Raw genomic sequence first — 21,210 nt, 5'->3', positions numbered from 1 at the left:
TTATGAAGTGGCATTTTTGTATCTTATAATTTAAATTTTATTTTTTGTTCTATTTGTTATTTTCTGCCAATGACAAGTAATCTGGTATTTGTTTTGGATACTTAGGCCATGCTCCTTCTTGAGTGCACACGAATGCTGCAGTATTAACAGCTGCGCGATGCGCCTCTTGTAAGCTTTCTCCTTTAAGAATATGCGCTGTGAATGTTCCTGAGAACGAGTCCCCAGCACCAACTGTGTCAAGAACGTCAACGTGTGGAGTTGGGATAGTTGAGCTTTCTCCAGTGCTAGTAGTAATCGTACTAAAAGTAGAGCCGCCTGTAAGAATCACATAATCTAGTGCATAACGAGCTTGGAACCACTTGCAAGCTTCCTCGTCTGAAGTGTCGCGAATATTGAACATGTCGCGCAATAAGAATAGTTCCGAATCGTTAAGCTTAAATACTGTGGCTTCTTGAAGTAATGTGTCAATAAGATCCTTAGAGTAGTGATCGCTTCTAATATTAATGTCGAAGAACTTCATTGCTCCAGGCTTAGTATGCTTTAACAATTGTAAAATTGTGTCGTGAGTTTCTTGAGAACGTAAGCTTAGAGTGCCAAAACATACTGCATCTGCTCGTTCTACTAAATCAATGAGTTCTCGAGTGTAAAGAATATGATCCCATGCTATATTTCGTAGAATAGTGTACTCTGGTATTCCATTTTTTAGTGTTACTTCTACAGTGCTTGTTGGCCAAGCGTTGCGTTGAATAATTGAAGCGATGCCAGCTTTGTTTACTTTGTCAATCAGCTCATCGCCGAGTTGGTCTTGACCAACAGCACTAATCATGCAACTTTGCGCTCCGTGACACTGTGCGTGATATGCAAAATTTGCTGGCGCTCCGCCAACACGTTTTCCGTGTGGGAGTAAATCCCATAAAAGTTCGCCGAGTGAAAGAACAATTGGCTTAGTCATAAATATTCCTTTCGCGCGCGTCAGTGCAGCAAATTTGTAGAGCTATACTTTTTACTAAATATCTTCTCGCTTCTTCAAAAGCATTTTGATGCAAATTTTGCTTGTAAAAATGCTATATAAACAATTATGGTGCGCCCTTTCGATAAGTAACATGCGCAATGCGTGTTACGTTTCTATAGAGCGCACCATAAGTGCCATATTGCGTACGTTTAACTTAGCTTATGCTGGCGTACTATATTATTATTTCGTTTTATTATATTTTTCTATTATTTTGATTTGCTGCTTAATGTTGGAAAATATCACTTTTGTGAGCTTGTTCAGCCATCCATGCTTCTACATCATCGATTTGCTTTGGAATGTCAATAGAAAGCCATTCTGGACCGTTTTCAGTCATTAGCACATCATCTTCAATACGAATTCCAATTCCGCGCATTTCTTCAGGAAGCATCAAATCGTTAGCTGCAAAGTATAATCCTGGCTCAATAGTGAATATCATTCCTGGAGTAATTTTTGCGCCCTGATAAGACTCATAGCGTGCTTGTGCGCAATCGTGCACATCCAAACCAAGATGATGAGCAACGCCGCAAGCGTGCCAACGACGATGCTGTTGACCTTCTGGCGAAAGTGATTCTTCAACGCTAACTTTCAAAATTCCCCATTCGTGTAAGTGTTCGGCTAGAACGCGCATGCAAGCATGGTGAATATCGGAGTAGGTTGCACCTGGCTTAGCTGCCTCAAAACCGGCTTGTTGAGCGTCAAGAACGCACTGGTAAAGCTTCTTTTGCAAGTCAGTGAATTTGCCATTTGTTGGGAAAGTTCGTGTAATGTCAGCAGTGTAGAGGCTGTTAACTTCAACGCCGGCATCAATAAGTAGCAATTCTCCGCTGGAAACAACGCCAGTATTGCGCATCCAGTGCAAAATTGGTGCGTGCTTGCCTGAAGCAACAATAGTGTCGTAGCCTACTTCGTTTCCTTCCTCGCGAGCAACAGAATTAAAAGCACCCTCAATCATGCGCTCGGAATGCTCATGACCTAAAGCATTAGGCAAACGCGTAAGCATGCGGTCAAAACCAAGTTTTGTGGCTGCAATAGCTTTGCGCATTTCGCGAATTTCGTAGTCGTCCTTAAGCATTCGTGCTTCTGCAGCGAATTCGTGCAATTTGTCGTCTGCGCAAGTGTTTGCATCTTCATCAGTAAATCCACTTGCTTCGCGCATTGTTTCAACTTTTGCAGTAAGCTCAGGATCCGTTTCTCGAACAATTCGCACGCGAATGCCCTCACCATTCGCGTCGTCGCTTACATTCTTTGCAATAGCGTCGTCAAGTTCTGCAATATCGCGCGTTTCAATGCCGGTCATTGCTTTAAGTTCTTTTAAGCCTGCACGAGGGCCAACCCAATATTCTCCATAGTGAGGATCCTTATAAAATGCTGAAGTGCTGTTATCTGCGCGTGGAGCTACAAAAAGCTCAGGTACATGTGTTTTTCCAGCCTTAGCTTCTTCGCTATCTTTGTTGACTGGCTCCATAACAAGCACAGCACCAGCCTCATAGTCTTGACCTAATCCAGTGTAGTAGGCAAATGTAGTGTCTGGGCGGAAAGCATAATCACAGTCGTTATTACGCACCTTTGGTTGTCCTGCAGGAATAACTAAACGTTCGCCTGGGAAACGTTTTGAAAGAGCCTCTAAACGAGCTGGAATATACCTACTAGATTCAAGAGCCTTAACTTCTGGCTCCTGGTTATCCCAGTTATTCGTCATAAAATCTTTAAAAGAATCACTGTTTGGACGAAGTGAACGGTTATTTACACGATCTTCTGTCTTTTGTGTTCCGTCAGCCTTTAGCTCTTCGCCGTGCTCAGTTGGCGTATATTCTGCCATTATGAGGCTCCTTAATTTTTGCTTGTTAATTTTTGCTTGCGCAAATTATACAAATAGTAAATAAACAGTCAATAAACTAACATAGTCTTATTTAGTGTTTTATGCGAGTTTTTTAGTGCAAAATAGCAAGATTTTATACGCAATTTACAAAGTGCGTATAAAACGCTTTTGTTATGTGAATATTGTCACAACATATTTATATGCGTGTGTTGTTGGTATCAACTAATCTAGATAGTTGGAAAATGAGTGAGCGAGCGTAAAAATTAGGGGGAGTAGTTATGTCTATTGAAAATCCAAATCGCAATAATGAGCGAATTGTTGATATTGAACGCAATATTATGAGCCGAGCTCCAGAACATAATAAAACTAATCTCGACTTGGACCGCATGCGTCTTATTCTCGATATTTTAGGTCATCCAGAGCAGTCTATGCGTGTTATTCACATAACTGGTACGAACGGCAAAGGTTCTACTGCTCGAATGGCTGAGTCGATTTGTCGAGCATACGGTTTGCGAACCGGATTATATACTTCTCCACATTTGGAGCGCGTAAACGAGCGCATTATGATTGACGGACAGGAAATTAGTGACGATCAGTTCGTTGATGTGTGGGATCAAATGAAAGACATTATCGACATGGTTGACGCTCGCATGGAGGCTGACGGTAAGCCAAAAATGAGCTTTTTTGAAGTGCTTACAGCCATGGCAATTTGGGCTTTTGCGGATGCTCCTGTTGATGTTGCTGTTATGGAAGTTGGCATGGGTGGTGAATGGGATGCCACCAATGTTATGAATGCTGATGCTGCAATTATTGGACCGGTTGATATGGATCACATGCAATGGCTTGGAAACACTGTTGAAGAGATTGCTCGCACGAAGGCTGGTATTATTAAGCCAAATTGCACTGTTATTTTGGGTCCTCAACCGCATGAAGCTAAGGTTTTGCCAATTATTAAGGAAGTTGCGGAGCGCAATCATGCTACATTATTGCGCGATTCTTCTTATGGCGATGGCGAACTTGAAGTTGTGTCTCGTACTCCTGCAGTTGGTGGACAGGTTGTTACTTTGCGTACGCCTCTTGGCACTTATGAGGATGTTCCGATTGACAAGTTTGGCAAACATCAGGCTCATAATGCTTTGGCAGCTCTTGCCGCTGCAGAGGTTGTGCTGCCTGTAAATGGTGCTTTGGATGGCGATTTAGTTGCAGAGGCTTTAATCCAGGTTAAGGTTCCTGGTCGTATTGAGCAGGTTCGTACTTCGCCGACAATCATCATTGACGGTGGACATAACGTGAATGCTGCTGACTCTCTTCGCGAAACTATTGAAGAAAACTATCATTTTGAGCAGCTTATTGGCGTTGTGGCAATGATGGCAGATAAGCAAGTTGAAGAATACTTGGGTGTTCTTGAGCCTATTTTGACGAAGATTGTTGTTACGCGTAATTCTTGGCGCGACCGTGTAATGGATCCAGAAGAGCTCGAAAAGATTGCTGTAGGCGTATTTGGCGAGGATCGCGTAATTCGTGTCGACGAGTTGCCGGATGCTATTCAAACTGCTGTTGATTTAGTTGATGAAGACGATGAGCTTGGTGTGGGCTATGGTCATGGAGTGCTTATTTGCGGTAGTTTCGTCACTGCAGGAGACGCGCGCACAATGCTTGTTGAGCACGTGAATCCGGATCTAAAAAAGCCAAAGGATCAGCGCGTAGCAATCCACCCAAATATTGACGAGTCCTGATAAGCTATTTTTGCTACTTCATTCGCAAAGATTTAGCTTTTTCTACAGTATTTTTTACAAGTACTGCTTGAGCGTCAACTAACGGTATTTGCGGAAGAGGGAAAGCTTCATTAAGCACACTTAATTCTGTGCAACCCAAAATAAGTGCGTCGCAACGGCACGCTCCTGCAGGGTCGAGCATGTCGCTTAAAACGGACTCGTAACGGCGTAGATTAAGATCGCCTGTGCCTTTTACATCATCATAAATAAGTGATGTAATGCGTTTTTGTAAATCGTCGTCTGGTGCTACGAATGTGTATCTTGCTTCTTCTATAGCGTGCTGATACACTCCAGCTTTACGCGACCCTGCAGTACCTAAGAATCCAATACGGTTACATTTAGACTTTGGGTAACGTTTAGAAACTTCAGCTACAGCACCACGCGGCATATGCATAATTGGCACATCGGTGAGTGCTTGGAACTTATCGTAAAAGTAATGCGCAGTATTGCACGTGAGCACAATAAATGAAGCACCCATCGCAGTTGCTTTAGCTATGTCGTCTGCAAGAGTAGGGAATGGGCTTTCGGATGATTCGCCAACAATATATGCTGTTCTATCTGGCACAGAAGCATCATTGAACACCACATAATCTAAAAACTCTTGATCATTATGCGCATGCGTTTCTTTGTTAAGTAAACGAATATAGCTTTCTGTTGCAAGTGTGCCCATGCCGCCAAGTACAGCAAAAAACGGACGTTTCATTGTCTCATATTCCCTTCAAAGTTACGTAATAATTTTCACGCTTTATTGCGGAAAAATTCTGCATAACGTCTTGTGTAAATTGAAAACATATGACGAATCATCAACCAGCGTAGCAGATTCATATCTTTTTTATATTCTAGCGTAGTGCCCCAATCGCCGCGACGAATCATATTAAGACCGCGCTTCTTTTCATCGCCTTCTGCTACATAATTGCAAAATATCGATCGCGGAATCTCCATCCACAGCTTTTCTCCACGGCCGAACACAGTATTCCCGTCAAAAGGCTTATGGTCAATTAAATCTTCAACAAAATATTTAGCAATATTAAATCCGTTTAAAGTGACGAAATAGCTTGAACGTCCTTGGCGTAAATTGATTTCAAAAAGCTTATATTTTCCGTCTCTCTCATCGTATTTCATATCAAAATTAGCTACGCCAACGTAACGTATATCTTCCAAAAATGCTTTAATATTTTGGAAAACTTCCTCATTATAGTCTGGAATAATAGCTGCATAATTTCCGATTGCTTCTGGAGTTGGATCCTCCAGTAGAGGGTGTCCTAGAAACATCATGCGCACATGATGGTCGCTATCAACGTAAGCATTTAGCACACGCATGCGGCTGTCGTCTCCAGGAATAAAGTCTTGCAAAATCATTTCGTCATCGTAGCCAGCTTTGTACGAGCGTTGAATAAGAGTATCAAGTTCTTGCGGAGTATTGATAATAAAAGCTTTTTTACGTCCCTCAAAATCAATGTCAAGCCATTTAGTGCTATTCGCTGGTTTCATAGCAATAGGGAAGCTGAATGGCAAATCTTCATAAGCGTGCGCTGCTACTTCTTGAGCGTTTACAACTTTAGTTTTTGGATGAGGAAGATTGTATTTTTCACAAGTTTTATAGAATGAGCTTTTAAGGCTAAGCTGGCGATTGAGCGAATTTGGCAATGTGTGGAAAGCAAAATATTCGTGCAATTCATCACCGCATTGGCTTAGAAGGTTCGCATATACGTCGCCGCAAGGAATAAGCAGAAGCTTGGTATTAGGATGCTCTTGATGCCATGATTTAGCAAAATTAAGCATTGTATTGCGGAATGTAGGAAGTTCTCCAAAGCCTGGAACAATTCTCACATCGACAATTTTGCTAAATTTCGTAGGTGAAAGTTGGAAGTGCGCAAAAGCAATTGAAGTAATGCCATATTCTTCATGGAATGCTCGAGCCATGCCATATGCGTTTATATCGCTACCGAGTAACACAGGTTGGAATCGTTGATTATTCATTTGTATCTTCTTCATTTGTTTTTAGTTTGTTTGTTATTTAGTTTGTTAGCTAGCTTGTTATTTAGTTTATGTAGTAATTGCGTTTATTTTATTCGTATATTTTCATACTTTCGCATAAGCGTATTACAGACCAAAAAGACGCTTTATTACGAATGAATCACCCTCATACGGCACATGCTTTCGTTTGTTTTTAATCCAACGTTCATCGCCCTTACCAATAGCAAGAAGAATGTTTAATTTTCCATTTTTTTGTTCGCTGTTTGCAGCATCGTTGTAAGCGTATTCTATTGCTTCAGCTCTGTCGATAATAATGCGTGAAGAAACATTTGGGTCCGTAACATAACTTTGCATATCCTCGCAAATATGCATTACGTCTTCAGTATCAGTATCTTCAGTAGTGAAAATAAACTGTTCTATGCGGTTTTGCGCTGCTTCAACAATTTCTTTACGACGGTCGACAGCTTTATCTCCTGTGGAACCAGTTATTAGCGTAATTCGAGGATTAAATTTGCCGTAGCGCTCTTCTACAAAGTCAAGAACTGATTTTGTAGAAATGTAGTTATGCGCATAGTCGACAACTGCAATCATATTTGAGTGCGTGTCTTTGAAAACTTCCATGCGTCCAGAAATTTTCACGTTCTCAATAGCGTGTAATGCGTGTAAATCAGTATCTTGATTAATTCCCAATTCTCCTGCAATAGCGATTGCAGCTAAAGCATTTTCGTAGTTAAAATCTCCTGCAATAGACAATGCGAATTCGTCAATAGGGCAGTAGTGCACGTCTTCTTCGTAGTCGTTATCTTCATAGTCGTCGTCTTCGCTTGAGTCTCGCATAGCGATGCAGTGTGATTCACTATTTTCTACTGGCATTGCAATGTAGTCAGGAGTAAGTAATTCTGTGTAGTCATCATCGTTAGCAGGAGCGCAATAATTTATGCGATCGTCGTCAATATCATCGAAATTGTCATTTTCGCAAGCGTCGCTTTCTATTTCATCTTTTTTAATGCGAGCAAAAGTTGTTACGAGCACATTGTTGCGTTCTGCATCTTGTAAAAGAAGATCTGCGTGATCTGTATCAGAATTTAATACTAAACGCTTAGTATTTGCAATAATTTGTCGTTTGCAATACAAGTAATCTTCAAAAGTTGGGTGTTCAATAGGGCTAATGTGGTCTGGGCTAATGTTTAAGAATGCTGCAACATCGAATTTAAGACCATATACGCGATTCACCTTATAAGCTTGTGAAGAAACTTCCATAACAAGATACTTCATGCCGTTATCTACAGCTTCGCGCATCATTTTGAAAGCATCAAAACTTTCAGGAGTAGTTAAATTAGATTCAACGTAATTTTTTCCGTCTACGCAATTATCTACTGAAGAAAACAGTGCTGCTTTACCGTGCGAATGGGAGTTTAGAATAGCGTGAGTAAAGTAGGCTGTAGTTGTTTTGCCTTTAGTTCCAGTAATTCCAACAATAGTGAGTTTTTCTTGTGGATTTCCAAAGAATGCTGCTGCAAGCACGCTCATTGCTTTTTTAGCATCCGTAACAATTAAACCAACAGCTTTTGTGTATTGTGCGTAGCTTTGTTCAGCAACATATGCAGCAAGTCCTTTGTTATCTGCATCTAAAAGATATTCCGACTGAAAATTGCCTTTAATAAACAGAAGTGTTCCAGGTGTAATATCGCGAGTATCGTAAGTTGCGTTAGTGAAGCACTCGTCTGCATCAATATTTGGGAAATAATACGGATTTAAAGACCATATTTCATTGCGAGAATGAGTAGAGTCTACAGTTTTTTCTTTAGTATTAGCAGTATTGGCACTATTAGTATCTTCTGCTTTACAATATTGAATCATTTCGCGCAACAAACCATAGTGTTGCAAAATTTCACTTGCGCTTGCTAATGACAACGTGTTATACATGATCATAATTTACTTCTTTTCACAAAATGTTTTATAGCCATGTTCCAGTAATAGGCTCACGCCCGTGAGATTGCAGCCATTGATTGAAGCTATCTCGCCAATTAATATAAGCTTCGCGCTGCCAATCCATCATAGTATTCAGCCTCATGCAACTTACTGACTCATATAGTTTGCTCATTGGAGCAATCAAATCAAGAGCTGCAACTGTGTCTGCTGTAGCATCGTGGAAATCTCCGATTGGTTCAACTCCATAAAATTGAGATGTAATAGTGAGAGTACGCTTGCCGGATCTTCTAGAAACAGCTCTATCGATAACAAGAGGATCAACAGTAAGAATGTCATTAGCGTTTAGTGCATGTATTGAACAAGTTGCGCGTTCTTCTAGCGCAGTAAGATGCCAACGCTTCAAGTCGTGACGTAACATTGAAATATCAAATGGAGCGTTATAAGCAAGTAGTGGAATATTCTTAGCTTGAGCCATGCTTACTGCGCGTGCAAGGAATTCAAGTTCTTCTTCAGGCTCTCCGCCGTGTTCTTGAAGGTATTCGTCTGTGAAACCATTTACTTCGCTTGCCTTAGGATTCATAGGCTGATGAGGGTTAATTAACCAAGTTGATACCACATCTCCATCGTGAGCTAGTTCAGGATTGCGTAATACTAGAGTTGCAGAAACAATGGCATCTTTACCAATATTTGCACCTGTAGTTTCAGTGTCGAAACCAAGTAACCATGATTCAGCAAGTAATGTATTCTCATCTTGCTTAGGTGCTAAATCTAAAGCATTTAACAATTCTTGAATATGAGTTGGCATAGTCACAATACTACCGCAATGTCACGCAATGTCACACTATGCCGCGCTGCATTATTGTGCTGCGATGTGTTATCATCTCGCGCTGCGCTACACTATGCAACACGACAAATTAGTAGCTATATGTGCAAAGTAAAAGTATTATTGACTATATGAGTGAGCAAATCGAGAAGACAAATGTTATGTGCTCTAAAAGCGTAAGAGCTAAAAAACAAAGTGCAAAAAATTGTAATGCTCGCTTATTTAGTGATCGTTTAGTAGATACTAAGCAAAGTTCTGCAATGGAAAGTCGACGCAAAAGATTTGAACAACTTGTATCTACTTGCGTTGATCCTTTGTACACTCAAGCTATGCGTCTTACGCAAAATGCGCAGGATGCGCAAGATTTAGTGCAAGATACTTTTGAGCGTGCTCTTAAATCTTTTGAAACTTTTCAGCCTGGCACAAATTTTGCTGCCTGGATTAACAGGATTGAACGAAATTTGTATTTTAATCAGTACGCGAAAGCAAAACGAAGCCCTAAACGTGCTAACGATGAAACTGGCGACTACAATGATTGGGATATCTATGAGGCTTCTAATCATTGCGCAAAAGGGATGCTTTCTGCTGAACAAGAATATTTAGAAGGGTTTGCTCCACAAGAGATTATTGCTGCGCTTAGTAAGTTGCCGCCTGAGCGTAGAAAAGTTTTTATTGAAGTCGCTATTCGAGGTAAATCTTATAAACAAATTGCCCAAGAAGAAGGCGTAAAAATAGGAACTGTTATGAGCAGACTTAACCGCGCTCGCATGCAACTTAAACGTGAGCTTTCTGATTATTCTGATTATTCTGGTGAATAAAAGTATGCTAAAACGAAAAAGCCCACGATTGACGTGGGCTTTACAGTATGTATAAGCGAATTTATAGCTTAAGCATTTGGTCTTTTGCCATGATTCGCTGCTTTTTTACGACGCGCCTTGCGCTTGCGGCCACGCATACCCATAATGCACTCCTTAACGATTAATGAACAACCTTAGGGATTATCGCACGTTGCCAAGACGTTATATTTGTCAACGTACTAATCTCGTGCGAGTAATCACTTGTTAGTAACAATATTTGCAGTAATAAAGCTTATGTTGCTTATGCTGCTATATCAGCTACAGTTGCGTTTAATAATGTTACGATATCTTGAGGATTAAGAACTACGTCCAATCCTCGTTTTCCTCCAGAAACAAGAATCTCATCAAATTGCATTACGCTACTATCTAGTACTGTTTCATGGTGCGTTTTTTGTCCGAATGGTGAGATTCCGCCAACTACGTAGCCGCTTTCTCGTTGCGCAACTTCTGGGCTTGTCATACTTGCTTTCTTTGCGTGTACTGCTCCTGCAATTGCTTTCATATTGAGGCGTCCGTTTACTGGAACAATTCCAACCACTCGCTTTTCACCAGTGTCAACCATAAGAGTTTTGCAAACTTGAGCTGCGCTTACGCCTAGCTTCTCAGCAGCCTCAATTCCATAGCCGTCGTCCATGTGATCAGCGTCATGCTCGTATTGCGCTATGCGGAAGGTGATGCCTGCGTTTTCGAGTTGCGCAATAGCTGGAGTTGCTTTTCCGGTTTCTGCATGTTTTTTACTCATTTTGTTACCGTGCCTTATACTCAACTGTCAAATTGTGTTACATGATATGCTATACCGACTGTTGACTTAGTGTATATTAAACATATAAACCCCTTGTGGAGCTTAGAAGGCAGCACAAGGGGTTTTGATATATTAAATATTCGCACAACCAGCTATTGCTGATCGATGCTTAGCGAAATCACTCGGAGATTTCAGCGAAGTAAAGAAGAGTGCGAATCATGTTGGAAGTGAAGCCGTACTCGTTGTCATAGAAGGTAACGGTACGAGCCAAAGTTACACCGTCAACAGTGTTCACGTCGGTCTGAGTTGGATCGAAAACGCCACCGTGGGTGTCGCCGATGATGTCAGAAGACACGATGCTGTCTGCATTGTAACCGAAGTACTCGCAGTTTTCGAAAGCCTTCTTGAAAGCGTCGTTAATTTCTTCAGTGGTTGCTGGCTTCTCAAGAACAGTGGTCAACTCAGTAACAGAGCCGTCTGGAACCTGAATGCGCTGTGCGTGACCCTGGAGCTTGCCGTTAACTTCTGGCACAACCTTGCCGATTGCCTTAGCAGCGCCGGTGGAGTGCTCAATGGTGTTGCAAGCTGCGGAACGGTTATTGCGTGGCTTGGAGCCGCGTGGACCGTCGAGAATCATCTGAGTGCCGGTGTAGGCGTGAATTGTGGTCATGAAGCCGGACTTGATTCCCCAGTTGTCTTGAAGCAACTTCACCATTGCAGCCATGGAGTTGGTGGTGCAAGAACCAGCGGAAACAATGTTGTCAGAAGCCTTCAAGATTTCGTGATTAACGCCGAACACAACTGTTGGAGTGGTTTCATCCTTAGCAGGAGCAGAAATAAGAACCTTCTTAGCACCTGCGTTCAAGTGAGCCTGGGACTTTTCTGCAGAAGTGTAGAAACCGGTGCATTCGAGAACGAATTCAACGCCATCGTTCTTAACCCATGGAATGTTATTTGCGTCTTTTTCGGCGTAAACCTTATAAGTCTTGCCATCTACAACGATTGCGTCTTCGGTGGAGGTTACCTCAACTGGGGTGCCGTCATCGTGGCGGAATGTGCCGTGGGTGCTGTCATACTTGAGCAAGTAGGCGAGCATCGAAGGGGTGGTCAGATCGTTGATGGCTGCGACTTCGATGTCACCTGCTTGACCGCCGCGAGCTTGAAGCTCAAAAATACGACGGAATGCGAGACGACCGATACGACCGAAACCATTAATACCAATCTTGACTGTCATGTGGTTCTCCCTTGAGTGAGACCTCGTGCGCAACGTTTTAAGTCGCGCTATTTTCGCGATGAAAACTCACGCATTTAGGTCATCGTTATTTGAATTAACGGTGTTCATTTTAGTGTGCGGTATGTACGAAGAGTTGTAACATAGCTCACTTTTATTGCAATCATGCACTATGAGAACAGTGAGCGTTAACATGCTGTGTTTTATGAGTGTTTTTGTGAATTTTTTGATAGTTTCCAGTTGCGTTTTTGCATAACATTTTACGAATCAATATTGTTCAATTGAACAACGCATGTAATGTTAAAAAGAAAAAGGCTGACGAGTTTTTCAAGTAAAAGAACCTCGTCAGCCATTTGCATAAACTAAAGTTTGCGCCTATTCGTTATACGTCATTGCTTCAGCAGCTGCAGTAGTCGAATATGTTGGAGTAGTCTCGCTTTCAAGAGGAACTGCTAATGCCTCAGATATAGAAGTATCGACTTCGCCTAAATCTCCAATTGGTCTTTTAAACCAGCTCACCTGTGGTAATGGAGCATTAATAGGGAATGTTACAATAAGTGTTCCTTCATGAACGTCAATATGAGCAGGCGTATCATTTAATAATTCGTTACTTAAACCTTGTACTGCATCTCCATGCATGGTTGCGTGTTTAAGCTGATACTTTAATCCAACTTCATTTACATCATTAGAAACTGGAGTATGAGAAAAAACGGAAACTATGCGCAAATCATTTCCAGATGATGCTGGAAAATCAAGAGATCCATCATGTATTGCTGTAACAATTTGACCGTCGCCGTACAAGAATCCAATTCCGCCGCGGCGCGCTAAACGAACCATAAGTTGAATATTAGAAATAGTATGGTCAACTCGACCACCTAATCCTCCAAAAATATGAAATTCTCGAGAGCCTTTAGCCCAACCAACTTTTAACGCAGAAAGTAAGTCCGGATCATCTTTTTCTGCAGGCAATCTAGTAATAACTGCATCAGTAGGGAGTTTTAATCTAACAGAGTCAAAATCGCCGATAAGTGCATCTACATGCAAACCTAATTTACATGCATGATCCCAGCCTCCATCAGCTGCAATTGTTAAAGCGCGATCTGGCACATGCTCACGCGTATGATCGTAATAATCTCCTGCTGCTAATACTACGCAGCGTTGCAAAGGTTCCATAACAACATAATAACGCTGCATTTGTACTGATGACATACATTTATAACAAGAGTTTATAAGCGTAGTGTCAACCAACATTTGACTACGTTTTATGCCATTTTTCGGATTTGATATTAGCGCATTTGATTGTTTTTATTCCGGCAAATACAGGAATTTTTAAACTAATACTCGCTTAACATAAAGTGCTTGGTGTAGTATTGCATGGCAAGTTAGATTTTCCAAGTTATTATGGATTTTCGTTAATTATTTGCTAGTAGACTAACGTAATGCTGTGTTGTATATTCTACGAGGAGAAATAAATGTGCGGAATTGCAGGGTTCATTAATGACACCCCAATTAACGTCAAAAGCCAAATTGTAAAAGATATGACAGATGTGATTGCGCATCGTGGTCCTGACGAATATGGAACTATGATTGACGAACACGCAGCACTCGGTTTTCGTCGACTTAGCATTATAGATCTTCACGGTGGATCCCAACCTATGTACAACGAGGATGGGAATCTTGCAGTTACTTTCAATGGTGAGATTTATAACTACAAGCCACTTCGCGAAGAACTTATTAAAGCTGGTCACACTTTCCATACTGATTGCGATACAGAAGTATTAGTGCACGGCTACGAAGAGTGGGGTAAAGGCTTACTTAATCGTTTACGCGGAATGTTTGCATTCGTTATTTGGAACAAGAGTACTCAAGAATTGTTCGGCGCTCGCGACCATTTCGGTATTAAGCCTTTTTATTATGCGCAAATGAATGGTACTTTTATGTACGGATCCGAAATTAAATCTTTACTGCGCCATCCAGATTTTAAGAAGGAACTTAACGAAAATGCGCTTAAGCCGTTTATGACATTCCAATATCCTGCAATTAACGAAACTTTCTTCAAGGGCGTTTTTAAGCTGCGTGAAGGTAATTGCTTCACGTATAAGAATGGCGAAATGAAGATTGAGCAATATTACGATCCTAATTTCAAAGAAACAAAGCAACGCTTGAATGAATTAGTTGATTCTATCGATAAAACAGTTTGTGATTCTGTTCAAGCTCACCAAATTGCGGATGTTGAAGTTGGTTCGTTCCTTTCTTCTGGAGTTGATTCAAGTTATGTTGCAGCTGTTGCACGCCCTGAACACACATATTCTATTGGTTTTGCTGGTGGAAGATACAATGAATCCAAACAAGCAAGCGAATTGGCAAAAATTATTGGCTTAAACAATAAATCTGAAATTATTGACGCTGCTGACGCATTCCGTTATTTCCCACAAATTCAGTGGTATTTGGACGAACCTGATTCTAATTTCTCTTGCGTCCCATTATTCTTCCTTGCAAAATTAGCTTCGCAAGATTTACGCGTTGTGCTAAGCGGTGAGGGAGCAGATGAATTATTTGCAGGATACATTGATTATGGTGTTCACACGCGTTCTAAACTTATTAAAGTTGTGACTCGCATGCTTGCAAAGTTGCCAAAAAAGTTGCGTTACGCGATTGGTCGAGCTGCAAAGGGTAAGCATTTCCACGGAGCGTGGCATTTGTACGCTAATTTGGCTCCAGCTGAGGAGCATTTTATCGGTCAGTCAAAGGTTTTCAATGAGGAAGATGCTGTAAAACTTTTGAAACCTGAGTATCGCAAGGGTCCTAGCGTTCGCAGCATTGTCGATGCTATTTACAATAGAATTGCCGGTAAGGGACTTTCTGAAATTAAGAAAAAGCAATATCTTGATATGCATCAATGGATGCCAGGAGATATTTTGCTTAAGGCAGATAAAATGACTATGGCACATTCTTTGGAGCTTCGCGTGCCTTTGCTTGATCGTGTTCTTATGGATGTTGCAGAAAAAGTTCCTACTAAGTATTTAATTACTGATGAAAATACGAAGTTTGCTTTCCGACAAGCTGCTTCCCGTCATTTGCCAAAAGCTTGGTATGACAGAGAAAAGCTTGGTTTCCCTGTGCCAGTTAAGGATTGGTTGCGTGAGGAGCGTTTTTATAAGATTGTTCGTAAGACGTTTGAAAGTGACGATGCTGCTAAATTCTTCGATAGAGATGCTTTACTTCGTATGATTGACGATAATTATGCAAAGAAAAATGACGATCGCCGTAAGATTTGGACAGTTTACACATTCCTGACTTGGTATGATGTGTACTTTAATCACGATGGATTGAAGCCTGAGCCAATGCAGTTAGCGTAGAAATCGCATAGTTCTAGCTTTGATTTGTGGCAGTCAAAACACGTTTCGTGTGTTGACTGCCTTTTTGTCAAGGCTTCTAGTAGAATAGATATTCGGCTTGAGTAATCAAGAAAGTGGGATGTCCCCACCTGGAAGCCTACTGTGGTTTCGGGTTCATGACTTCGGTCACGCAAGTTAGCTTCTTGTGCTGCTTGCTGCGCTGTTATATAGCGTTTTATTGATATGAAGTAGTGAATCTTAAGCTCTTGGACTTCTTGGTGTATTACATCTTACAAGTATTTAGAAGGATTGGAGTCATCATTAGCGACGAACCACGCATTAACGAGGAAATTCGAGTCCCTCAGGTGCGCCTTATTGGTCCAAAGGGCGAGCAAGTGGGAGTTATCGCAACCTCTGTCGCGTTAAACCTTGCAAGGGAAGCTAACCTCGATCTTGTCGAAGTTGCGCCTACTGCTAAGCCTCCAGTAGCCAAGCTTATTGACTACGGTAAGTACAAGTACAACGAAAAGATTAAGGCTCGTGAAGCACGTCGTAATCAAACCGTCGCAGAGGTTAAGGAAATTCGTTTCCGCCTTAAGATCGACGATCACGATTTCGATGTGAAGAAAGGTCATGTGCTTCGTTTCTTGAACGGCGGAGACAAGGTAAAAGTAACTATTATGTTGCGTGGCCGTGAGCAATCTCGTCCGGTTGGTGGCGTTGAATTGTTGCGCCGACTTGCAGATGAGGTCTCTGAAAGTGGCACAGTAGAGTTTGCGCCAAAGCAAGAAGGTCGAAATATTATTATGACTCTTGCTCCAAAAGGCAAGAAAATTCATACACAGTCTGAGCAACGTCGTCGTGGCGCTGAATCTCGCGCTGAGCGTCAAGCTCGTCAGGCTGCTCGTCTTGCAGCTAAGCAAGAGGTTCAGTCACAAGCTGCAGCTGCAGTAAATGCTATGCAATCCGATCAACATCACAAGGAGGGCAGCAATGCCGAAGATGAAAACTAATTCCGCAGCGTCCAAGCGCGTTCGTCTTACCGGTACCGGTAAGGTGATGCACGATGGTAGCGCCATGCGCCACAACTTGGAGCACAAGTCGGCTCGTAAGCGTCGTGCTCTTTCTGAAGATAAAGTATTGGCTACTGCGCAGAGCAAGAAGCTTAAGGGCTTGCTCGTTAAGTAAGTAACAAGTAAGAATTGCTTGTAAACGAATACGCAATCGAAAATTTTTAAGAAAGCTGAGGAATACTTATGGCACGAGTAAAGCGCGCAGTAAACGCTCACAAGAAGCGTCGCGTTGTTCTTGAGAGGGCTTCTGGCTACCGCGGTCAGCGCTCCCGTCTTTATCGCAAGGCAAAGGAACAGCTGCTCCACTCATTTACTTATAACTTCCGCGACCGCAAGGCTCGCAAGGGTGATTTCCGCAAGTTGTGGATTCAGCGCATTAACGCAGCAGTTCGCGCTGAAGGCATCACCTACAATCGCTTCATTCAGGGCTTGCACTTGGCAGGCATCGAATTGGATCGTCGCGCTCTTGCTGAGCTCGCAGTTTCCGATATTGAAGCTTTCAAGGCTGTTGTTGAAGCTGCTAAGGCTGCATTGCCAGCTGATGTAAACGCTCCAGTTGAAGCCTGATTTTGCTTTAATAGAGTTCTATTTTAAGCCCACCAATTTAGGTGGGCTTTTTCTTTTAAATCAACAAATTTACTTATTAGCTATAATTATTTTTATGCGCTCAAATCTTGATTCTGACAATAGGAAAAATAATATTCCTGAAGAGTTTGCACTTCATATTCAACGCTTTATTGCGCATATTGATATTGAGCGTGGTCTTTCTAAAAAAACAGTATCTGCATACGCTTCAGATTTGCAAGATTACACATGCTGGCTTTACGACGAACGAAAAATAAAAGATATTACTACTATTTCTCAATTAGATATTGAATCATACATTCGAACTTTGAATGAATTAGGGTTGGGGACTAGGACAGTTGCGCGTCGACTTGCAAGTATTCACGAGTGGCATCGCTTTATGCTTGCTCATGGTGACATACAAGCTGACGTTTCAGCGCAAGTAAAAGCTCCAAAACAAGCAGACTACTTACCGGATGTTTTAAGTATTGAAGAAGTAAATAGAGTTATTGAAGCTGCAGGAAATTTTGGAAGTTCCGATGCTATTTCGATTAGAGATACTGCGCTTCTTGAGTTTTTATACGCTACTGGAGCGCGAATTTCGGAAGCAGTTGGCGTAAAATTCGAAGATATTGATTTAAATGAGTCCGTTGTAAAACTTACAGGTAAAGGCTCTAAGCAGCGTTTAGTTCCGATTGGTGGGTGTGCTGTTCGTGCTCTTCGTAACTATATGGAGAAATCTCGCCCAGAATTAGCGTCCAAGGGCAAACGTGAATTGCACACAATTTTCTTAAATAAGAGAGGTAATGCACTTTCTCGCCAATCAGCATGGGCAATAGTAACGCAAGCTGGCGAGCGTGCAAAACTTGACAAACCATTGCATCCGCATACGCTGCGCCATTCTCTTGCCACGCATCTTATTGCAGGTGGTGCTGATGTGCGCACAGTTCAAGAGTTACTTGGACATGCTTCAGTTACAACAACTCAAATTTATACGCATATTAGTCCTGACGCATTAGTTGAAGCTTACGTAATGAGTCATCCTCGAGCTAAATAATTTTATGCTCAGAGTTTCGTGAGTATACCTGTTGATAAAGTGGGGAGCATGCCTACTGATTTACTTGGACGCGAATACGAAACTTTTCATGCACCAGAGCCGTTAACTTCACACGGTCCTGCTCGCATTATTGCAATGTGCAACCAGAAAGGTGGAGTTGGTAAAACTACAAGTTCCATTAATATTGCTGGCGCACTAAGTCAGTATGGTCGTCGCGTTTTGATTGTTGATTTCGATCCGCAAGGTGCCGCAACAGTTGGACTTGGAATTAACGCAAATGCGCTTGATAATACAGTTTATACGGCATTATTTGATTCGTCTGTAGACGTGCATGATGTAATTCGTCATACTGAAACAGAAAATATTGATATTATTCCTGCAAATATTGATTTATCTGCAGCTGAAGTTCAGTTAGTAACCGAAGTAGGACGAGAGCAAATATTGGCAGGTGTATTACGCAAAGTGCGCGACGAATACGATGTTATTATAGTGGATTGCCAGCCTTCTCTCGGTTTGCTTACTGTAAATGCGTTAACAGCAGCTGATGGCGTGATTATTCCACTTGCTGCAGAGTTCTTTGCTCTTCGAGGCGTGGCTCTTCTTATGCAATCAATTGAGAAGGTACAATCTCGTATTAATCCAAATCTTAAAGTATTTGGCGTTTTGGTTACTATGTATACACGCACTTTGCATAGCGAAGAAGTCTTACAGCGCATTTACGAAGCTTTCCAAGATAAAGTTTTGCATTCCGTGATTTCGCGTTCTATTAAGCTGCCAGATTCTACAGTTGCTGCAGTTCCTATCACTATTTTTGCTCCTGAACACAAGACTGCAAAAGAGTACCGCGAAGTTGCGCGTGAGCTTATTGCTAAAGGCGTTGTTGCTTAAGTTCTTGTGATTCTGCGTTAGTATGTTTTGTAAAGCTGTCTTAGCTCGCTAGTAAAATCGGTGCGGTTTGGCAGCTTACCTATTTGGGCGCTCGTCAATAAGGTATATGGCTACTGTTTTAGCTGATGTTTATAGCTTAAATGGTTGCATGTTAGTAATTACTTAAACGCGAAGAATGGAAGAGGTTTGTGATGACTGTTCGCGGTGATATTCGAAATGTGGCAATTGTGGCGCACGTAGACCACGGTAAGACCACTCTGGTAAACGCCATGCTTCAGCAGTCGCACGTATTTTCTGAGCGTGAAGAAGTTCCAGATCGCGTTATGGATTCCAATGATTTGGAACGCGAAAAGGGCATTACTATTCTTGCTAAGAACACTGCTGTTCAGTACACAGGTCCATTAGCTGAAAAGTATGGTCATCCAGAAGGTATCACTATTAACGTTATTGATACTCCAGGTCACGCTGATTTCGGTGGTGAGGTCGAGCGTGGTATCTCTATGGTTGACGGCGTTGTTTTGTTGGTTGACGCTTCTGAAGGTCCTCTTCCACAGACTCGCTTTGTGCTTCGTAAAGCTTTGGAAGCTAAGCTTCCTGTTATTTTGTGCGTAAATAAGGTAGATCGTCCAGATGCTCGTATTGAAGAAGTTGTTGGCGAATCTACAGATTTGCTTCTTGGCTTGGCTCAGGATGTTGTTGAGGAAGGTATTGACCTCGATCTCGACGCTTTGCTTGATTTGCCAGTAATTTATTGCGCTGCTAAAGCTGGTTATGCTTCTGTTAATCAGCCGGCGAATGGTGCTCTTCCGGATAATGATAATTTGGAGCCATTGTTTGATTCTATTATTTCAAACATTCCAGCTCCTGAATACGAAGAAGGCGCTCCTCTTCAAGCTCATGTTGCAAACATTGATTCCTCTGACTTCTTGGGTCGTCTTGGTTTAGTGCGAATTTACAACGGTACTTTGGAAAAGGGCAAGACTTACGGTCTTTCTCGTGTCGATGGTTCCATTGAAAACTTCCGTGTTTCTGAGCTTCTTCGCACTCAAGGTTTGGAGCGCACTCCTGTAGCTTCTGCAGGTCCTGGCGATATTGTGGCTGTTGCTGGCGTAAACGACATTATGATTGGTGAAACTATCGTTGACCAGAATGATCCAAAGCCGCTTCCATTGATTCATGTCGACGATCCTGCAATTTCTATGACTTTCGGCGTGAACGATTCTCCTCTTGCTGGAACTGAAGGCAAAGATCATAAGCTTACTGCTCGTATGATTAAGGATCGTTTGGATCGCGAGCTTATTGGTAACGTTTCTATTAAGGTTATTCCAACTGAGCGTCCAGATGCTTGGGAAGTTCAAGGTCGTGGCGAGCTTGCTTTGGCTGTGTTAGCTGAGCAGATGCGTCGCGAGGGCTACGAGCTTACAGTTGGTCGTCCTCAGGTCGTTACCAAGACTATTGATGGTCAAATTAATGAGCCTATGGAAAGCACTACGATTGATGTCCCAGAAGAATACATGGGTACCGTCACTCAGCTTATGGCTGATCGTAAGGGTCGTATGGATTCTATGAGCAACCACGGTTCTGGTTGGGTTCGTTTGCAATTTACTGTTCCTTCTCGCGGTCTTATCGGTTTCCGCACTGCCTTGCTTTCTGCTACTCGCGGAACTGGTATTGCAAGCTCTATTTCCGCTGGTTATGCTCCATGGGCTGGTCAGATTGTGACTCGTCAGAATGGTTCCATGGTTTGCGATCGCAAGGGTGTTGCAACTCCTTATGCTATGCAGCGTTTGCAAGCTCGTGGTATCTTCTTCGTTGATCCACAAAGCCCAGTTTACGAAGGACAAATCGTTGGTATTAACAATAAACCAGATGAGCTGGATGTAAATATTACGCTTGCTAAGCACATGACTAACATGCGTTCTTCAACTGCTGACGTGCTTGAAACTTTAACTCCACCAATTAAGATGAGCTTGGAAGAGTCTCTTGACTTCGCTAACGAAGACGAGTGCGTGGAAGTTACGCCTGAAGCAATTCGCGTGCGCAAGATTATTTTGAGCCGCGATGAGTGGTACAAGTGGCGTGCTAAGCAGCGTCGTCAAAACAACAACGCTGCATGATAATC

Annotated in this window: 19 protein-coding genes; 9 read left to right on the top strand and 10 right to left on the bottom strand. The window is 42.1% G+C overall.

Annotated elements, in window-relative coordinates; genetic code table 11:
- Positions 1-49: 49 nt before the first annotated feature.
- Both HXT29_RS03565 and HXT29_RS03560 read right to left on the bottom strand, forming a co-directional pair.
- Positions 50-952, bottom strand: coding sequence for a carbohydrate kinase family protein (locus tag HXT29_RS03565; protein ID WP_004105130.1), 903 nt, complete (start codon positions 950-952; stop codon positions 50-52).
- Between the two features lie 283 nt (positions 953-1,235).
- Positions 1,236-2,831, bottom strand: a complete 1,596-nt coding sequence (locus HXT29_RS03560) for an aminopeptidase P family protein (RefSeq protein ID WP_004573905.1) — start codon at positions 2,829-2,831, stop codon at positions 1,236-1,238.
- Between the two features lie 278 nt (positions 2,832-3,109).
- Here HXT29_RS03560 and HXT29_RS03555 point away from each other — a divergent pair, with 278 nt between their 5' ends.
- A complete protein-coding gene (locus HXT29_RS03555; RefSeq protein ID WP_422118279.1) occupies positions 3,110-4,567 on the top strand; it encodes a bifunctional folylpolyglutamate synthase/dihydrofolate synthase in 1,458 nt (485 codons plus the stop codon).
- Between the two features lie 13 nt (positions 4,568-4,580).
- On the opposite strand, the gene HXT29_RS03550 is transcribed toward HXT29_RS03555, so the two are convergent.
- The 4 genes from HXT29_RS03550 to HXT29_RS03535 form a co-directional block, all read right to left on the bottom strand.
- Positions 4,581-5,309: an aspartate/glutamate racemase family protein gene (locus HXT29_RS03550; protein WP_422118278.1), complete on the bottom strand. Its 729-nt coding sequence runs from the start codon at positions 5,307-5,309 to the stop codon at positions 4,581-4,583.
- 35 nt (positions 5,310-5,344) lie between these two features.
- Complete coding sequence (locus tag HXT29_RS03545) at positions 5,345-6,586, bottom strand: hypothetical protein (protein ID WP_064340240.1); 1,242 nt, start codon at positions 6,584-6,586, stop codon at positions 5,345-5,347.
- Between the two features lie 123 nt (positions 6,587-6,709).
- Positions 6,710-8,515 (bottom strand): UDP-N-acetylmuramoyl-L-alanyl-D-glutamate--2,6-diaminopimelate ligase, encoded by a 1,806-nt coding sequence (locus HXT29_RS03540; protein WP_422118277.1) that lies wholly within the window; start codon positions 8,513-8,515, stop codon positions 6,710-6,712.
- Positions 8,516-8,540: 25 nt separating this feature from the next.
- Positions 8,541-9,320 (bottom strand): exonuclease domain-containing protein, encoded by a 780-nt coding sequence (locus HXT29_RS03535; protein WP_112928545.1) that lies wholly within the window; start codon positions 9,318-9,320, stop codon positions 8,541-8,543.
- Positions 9,321-9,598: 278 nt separating this feature from the next.
- On the opposite strand from HXT29_RS03535, the gene HXT29_RS03530 reads away from it, so the two are divergent.
- Entirely contained in the window at positions 9,599-10,156 is a 558-nt protein-coding gene (locus tag HXT29_RS03530; RefSeq protein ID WP_422118463.1) for a sigma-70 family RNA polymerase sigma factor, read from the top strand.
- Positions 10,157-10,224: 68 nt separating this feature from the next.
- On the opposite strand, the gene HXT29_RS03525 is transcribed toward HXT29_RS03530, so the two are convergent.
- From HXT29_RS03525 to HXT29_RS03510, 4 genes are all read right to left on the bottom strand, one after another.
- Positions 10,225-10,299 (bottom strand): 50S ribosomal protein bL37, encoded by a 75-nt coding sequence (locus tag HXT29_RS03525; RefSeq protein WP_369803150.1) that lies wholly within the window; start codon positions 10,297-10,299, stop codon positions 10,225-10,227.
- A gap of 137 nt (positions 10,300-10,436) precedes the next feature.
- Entirely contained in the window at positions 10,437-10,937 is a 501-nt protein-coding gene (gene ybaK, locus HXT29_RS03520) for a Cys-tRNA(Pro) deacylase (protein ID WP_004105119.1), read from the bottom strand.
- Between the two features lie 178 nt (positions 10,938-11,115).
- Complete coding sequence (gene gap / locus HXT29_RS03515; RefSeq protein WP_004573912.1) at positions 11,116-12,171, bottom strand: type I glyceraldehyde-3-phosphate dehydrogenase; 1,056 nt, start codon at positions 12,169-12,171, stop codon at positions 11,116-11,118.
- Positions 12,172-12,543: 372 nt separating this feature from the next.
- Positions 12,544-13,341 carry a thiamine diphosphokinase gene (locus HXT29_RS03510; RefSeq protein WP_064621400.1) on the bottom strand — a complete coding sequence of 266 codons (798 nt, stop codon included), beginning with the start codon at positions 13,339-13,341 and terminating at the stop codon, positions 12,544-12,546.
- 299 nt (positions 13,342-13,640) lie between these two features.
- Here HXT29_RS03510 and asnB point away from each other — a divergent pair, with 299 nt between their 5' ends.
- The 7 genes from asnB to typA all read left to right on the top strand — a co-directional run bounded on the left by asnB (position 13,641) and on the right by typA (position 21,205).
- The gene (asnB, locus tag HXT29_RS03505) at positions 13,641-15,527 is read left to right on the top strand and encodes an asparagine synthase (glutamine-hydrolyzing) (RefSeq protein ID WP_117008931.1); all 1,887 of its coding nucleotides are present in this window, start codon (positions 13,641-13,643) and stop codon (positions 15,525-15,527) included.
- Positions 15,528-15,781: 254 nt separating this feature from the next.
- Positions 15,782-16,519, top strand: a complete 738-nt coding sequence (infC, locus tag HXT29_RS03500; protein WP_064621401.1) for a translation initiation factor IF-3 — start codon at positions 15,782-15,784, stop codon at positions 16,517-16,519.
- The gene (gene rpmI, locus HXT29_RS03495) at positions 16,500-16,694 is read left to right on the top strand and encodes a 50S ribosomal protein L35 (RefSeq protein ID WP_004128670.1); all 195 of its coding nucleotides are present in this window, start codon (positions 16,500-16,502) and stop codon (positions 16,692-16,694) included. Before infC ends, rpmI begins: the two co-directional genes overlap by 20 nt.
- Positions 16,695-16,762: 68 nt before the next feature.
- Positions 16,763-17,146: a 50S ribosomal protein L20 gene (gene rplT / locus HXT29_RS03490; RefSeq protein ID WP_004105106.1), complete on the top strand. Its 384-nt coding sequence runs from the start codon at positions 16,763-16,765 to the stop codon at positions 17,144-17,146.
- 94 nt (positions 17,147-17,240) lie between these two features.
- Positions 17,241-18,200, top strand: a complete 960-nt coding sequence (xerD, locus tag HXT29_RS03485; RefSeq protein ID WP_004105098.1) for a site-specific tyrosine recombinase XerD — start codon at positions 17,241-17,243, stop codon at positions 18,198-18,200.
- 48 nt (positions 18,201-18,248) lie between these two features.
- Positions 18,249-19,088 (top strand): ParA family protein, encoded by an 840-nt coding sequence (locus tag HXT29_RS03480; protein WP_004105096.1) that lies wholly within the window; start codon positions 18,249-18,251, stop codon positions 19,086-19,088.
- 191 nt (positions 19,089-19,279) lie between these two features.
- Entirely contained in the window at positions 19,280-21,205 is a 1,926-nt protein-coding gene (gene typA / locus HXT29_RS03475) for a translational GTPase TypA (RefSeq protein ID WP_004105095.1), read from the top strand.
- Positions 21,206-21,210: the final 5 nt, after the last annotated feature.

Origin of the sequence: Gardnerella sp. DNF00550 (assembly GCF_049262685.1) — a bacterium.
Lineage (GTDB): Bacteria > Actinomycetota > Actinomycetes > Actinomycetales > Bifidobacteriaceae > Bifidobacterium > Bifidobacterium leopoldii.
This window is presented reverse-complemented; position numbering and strand designations above follow the sequence as displayed.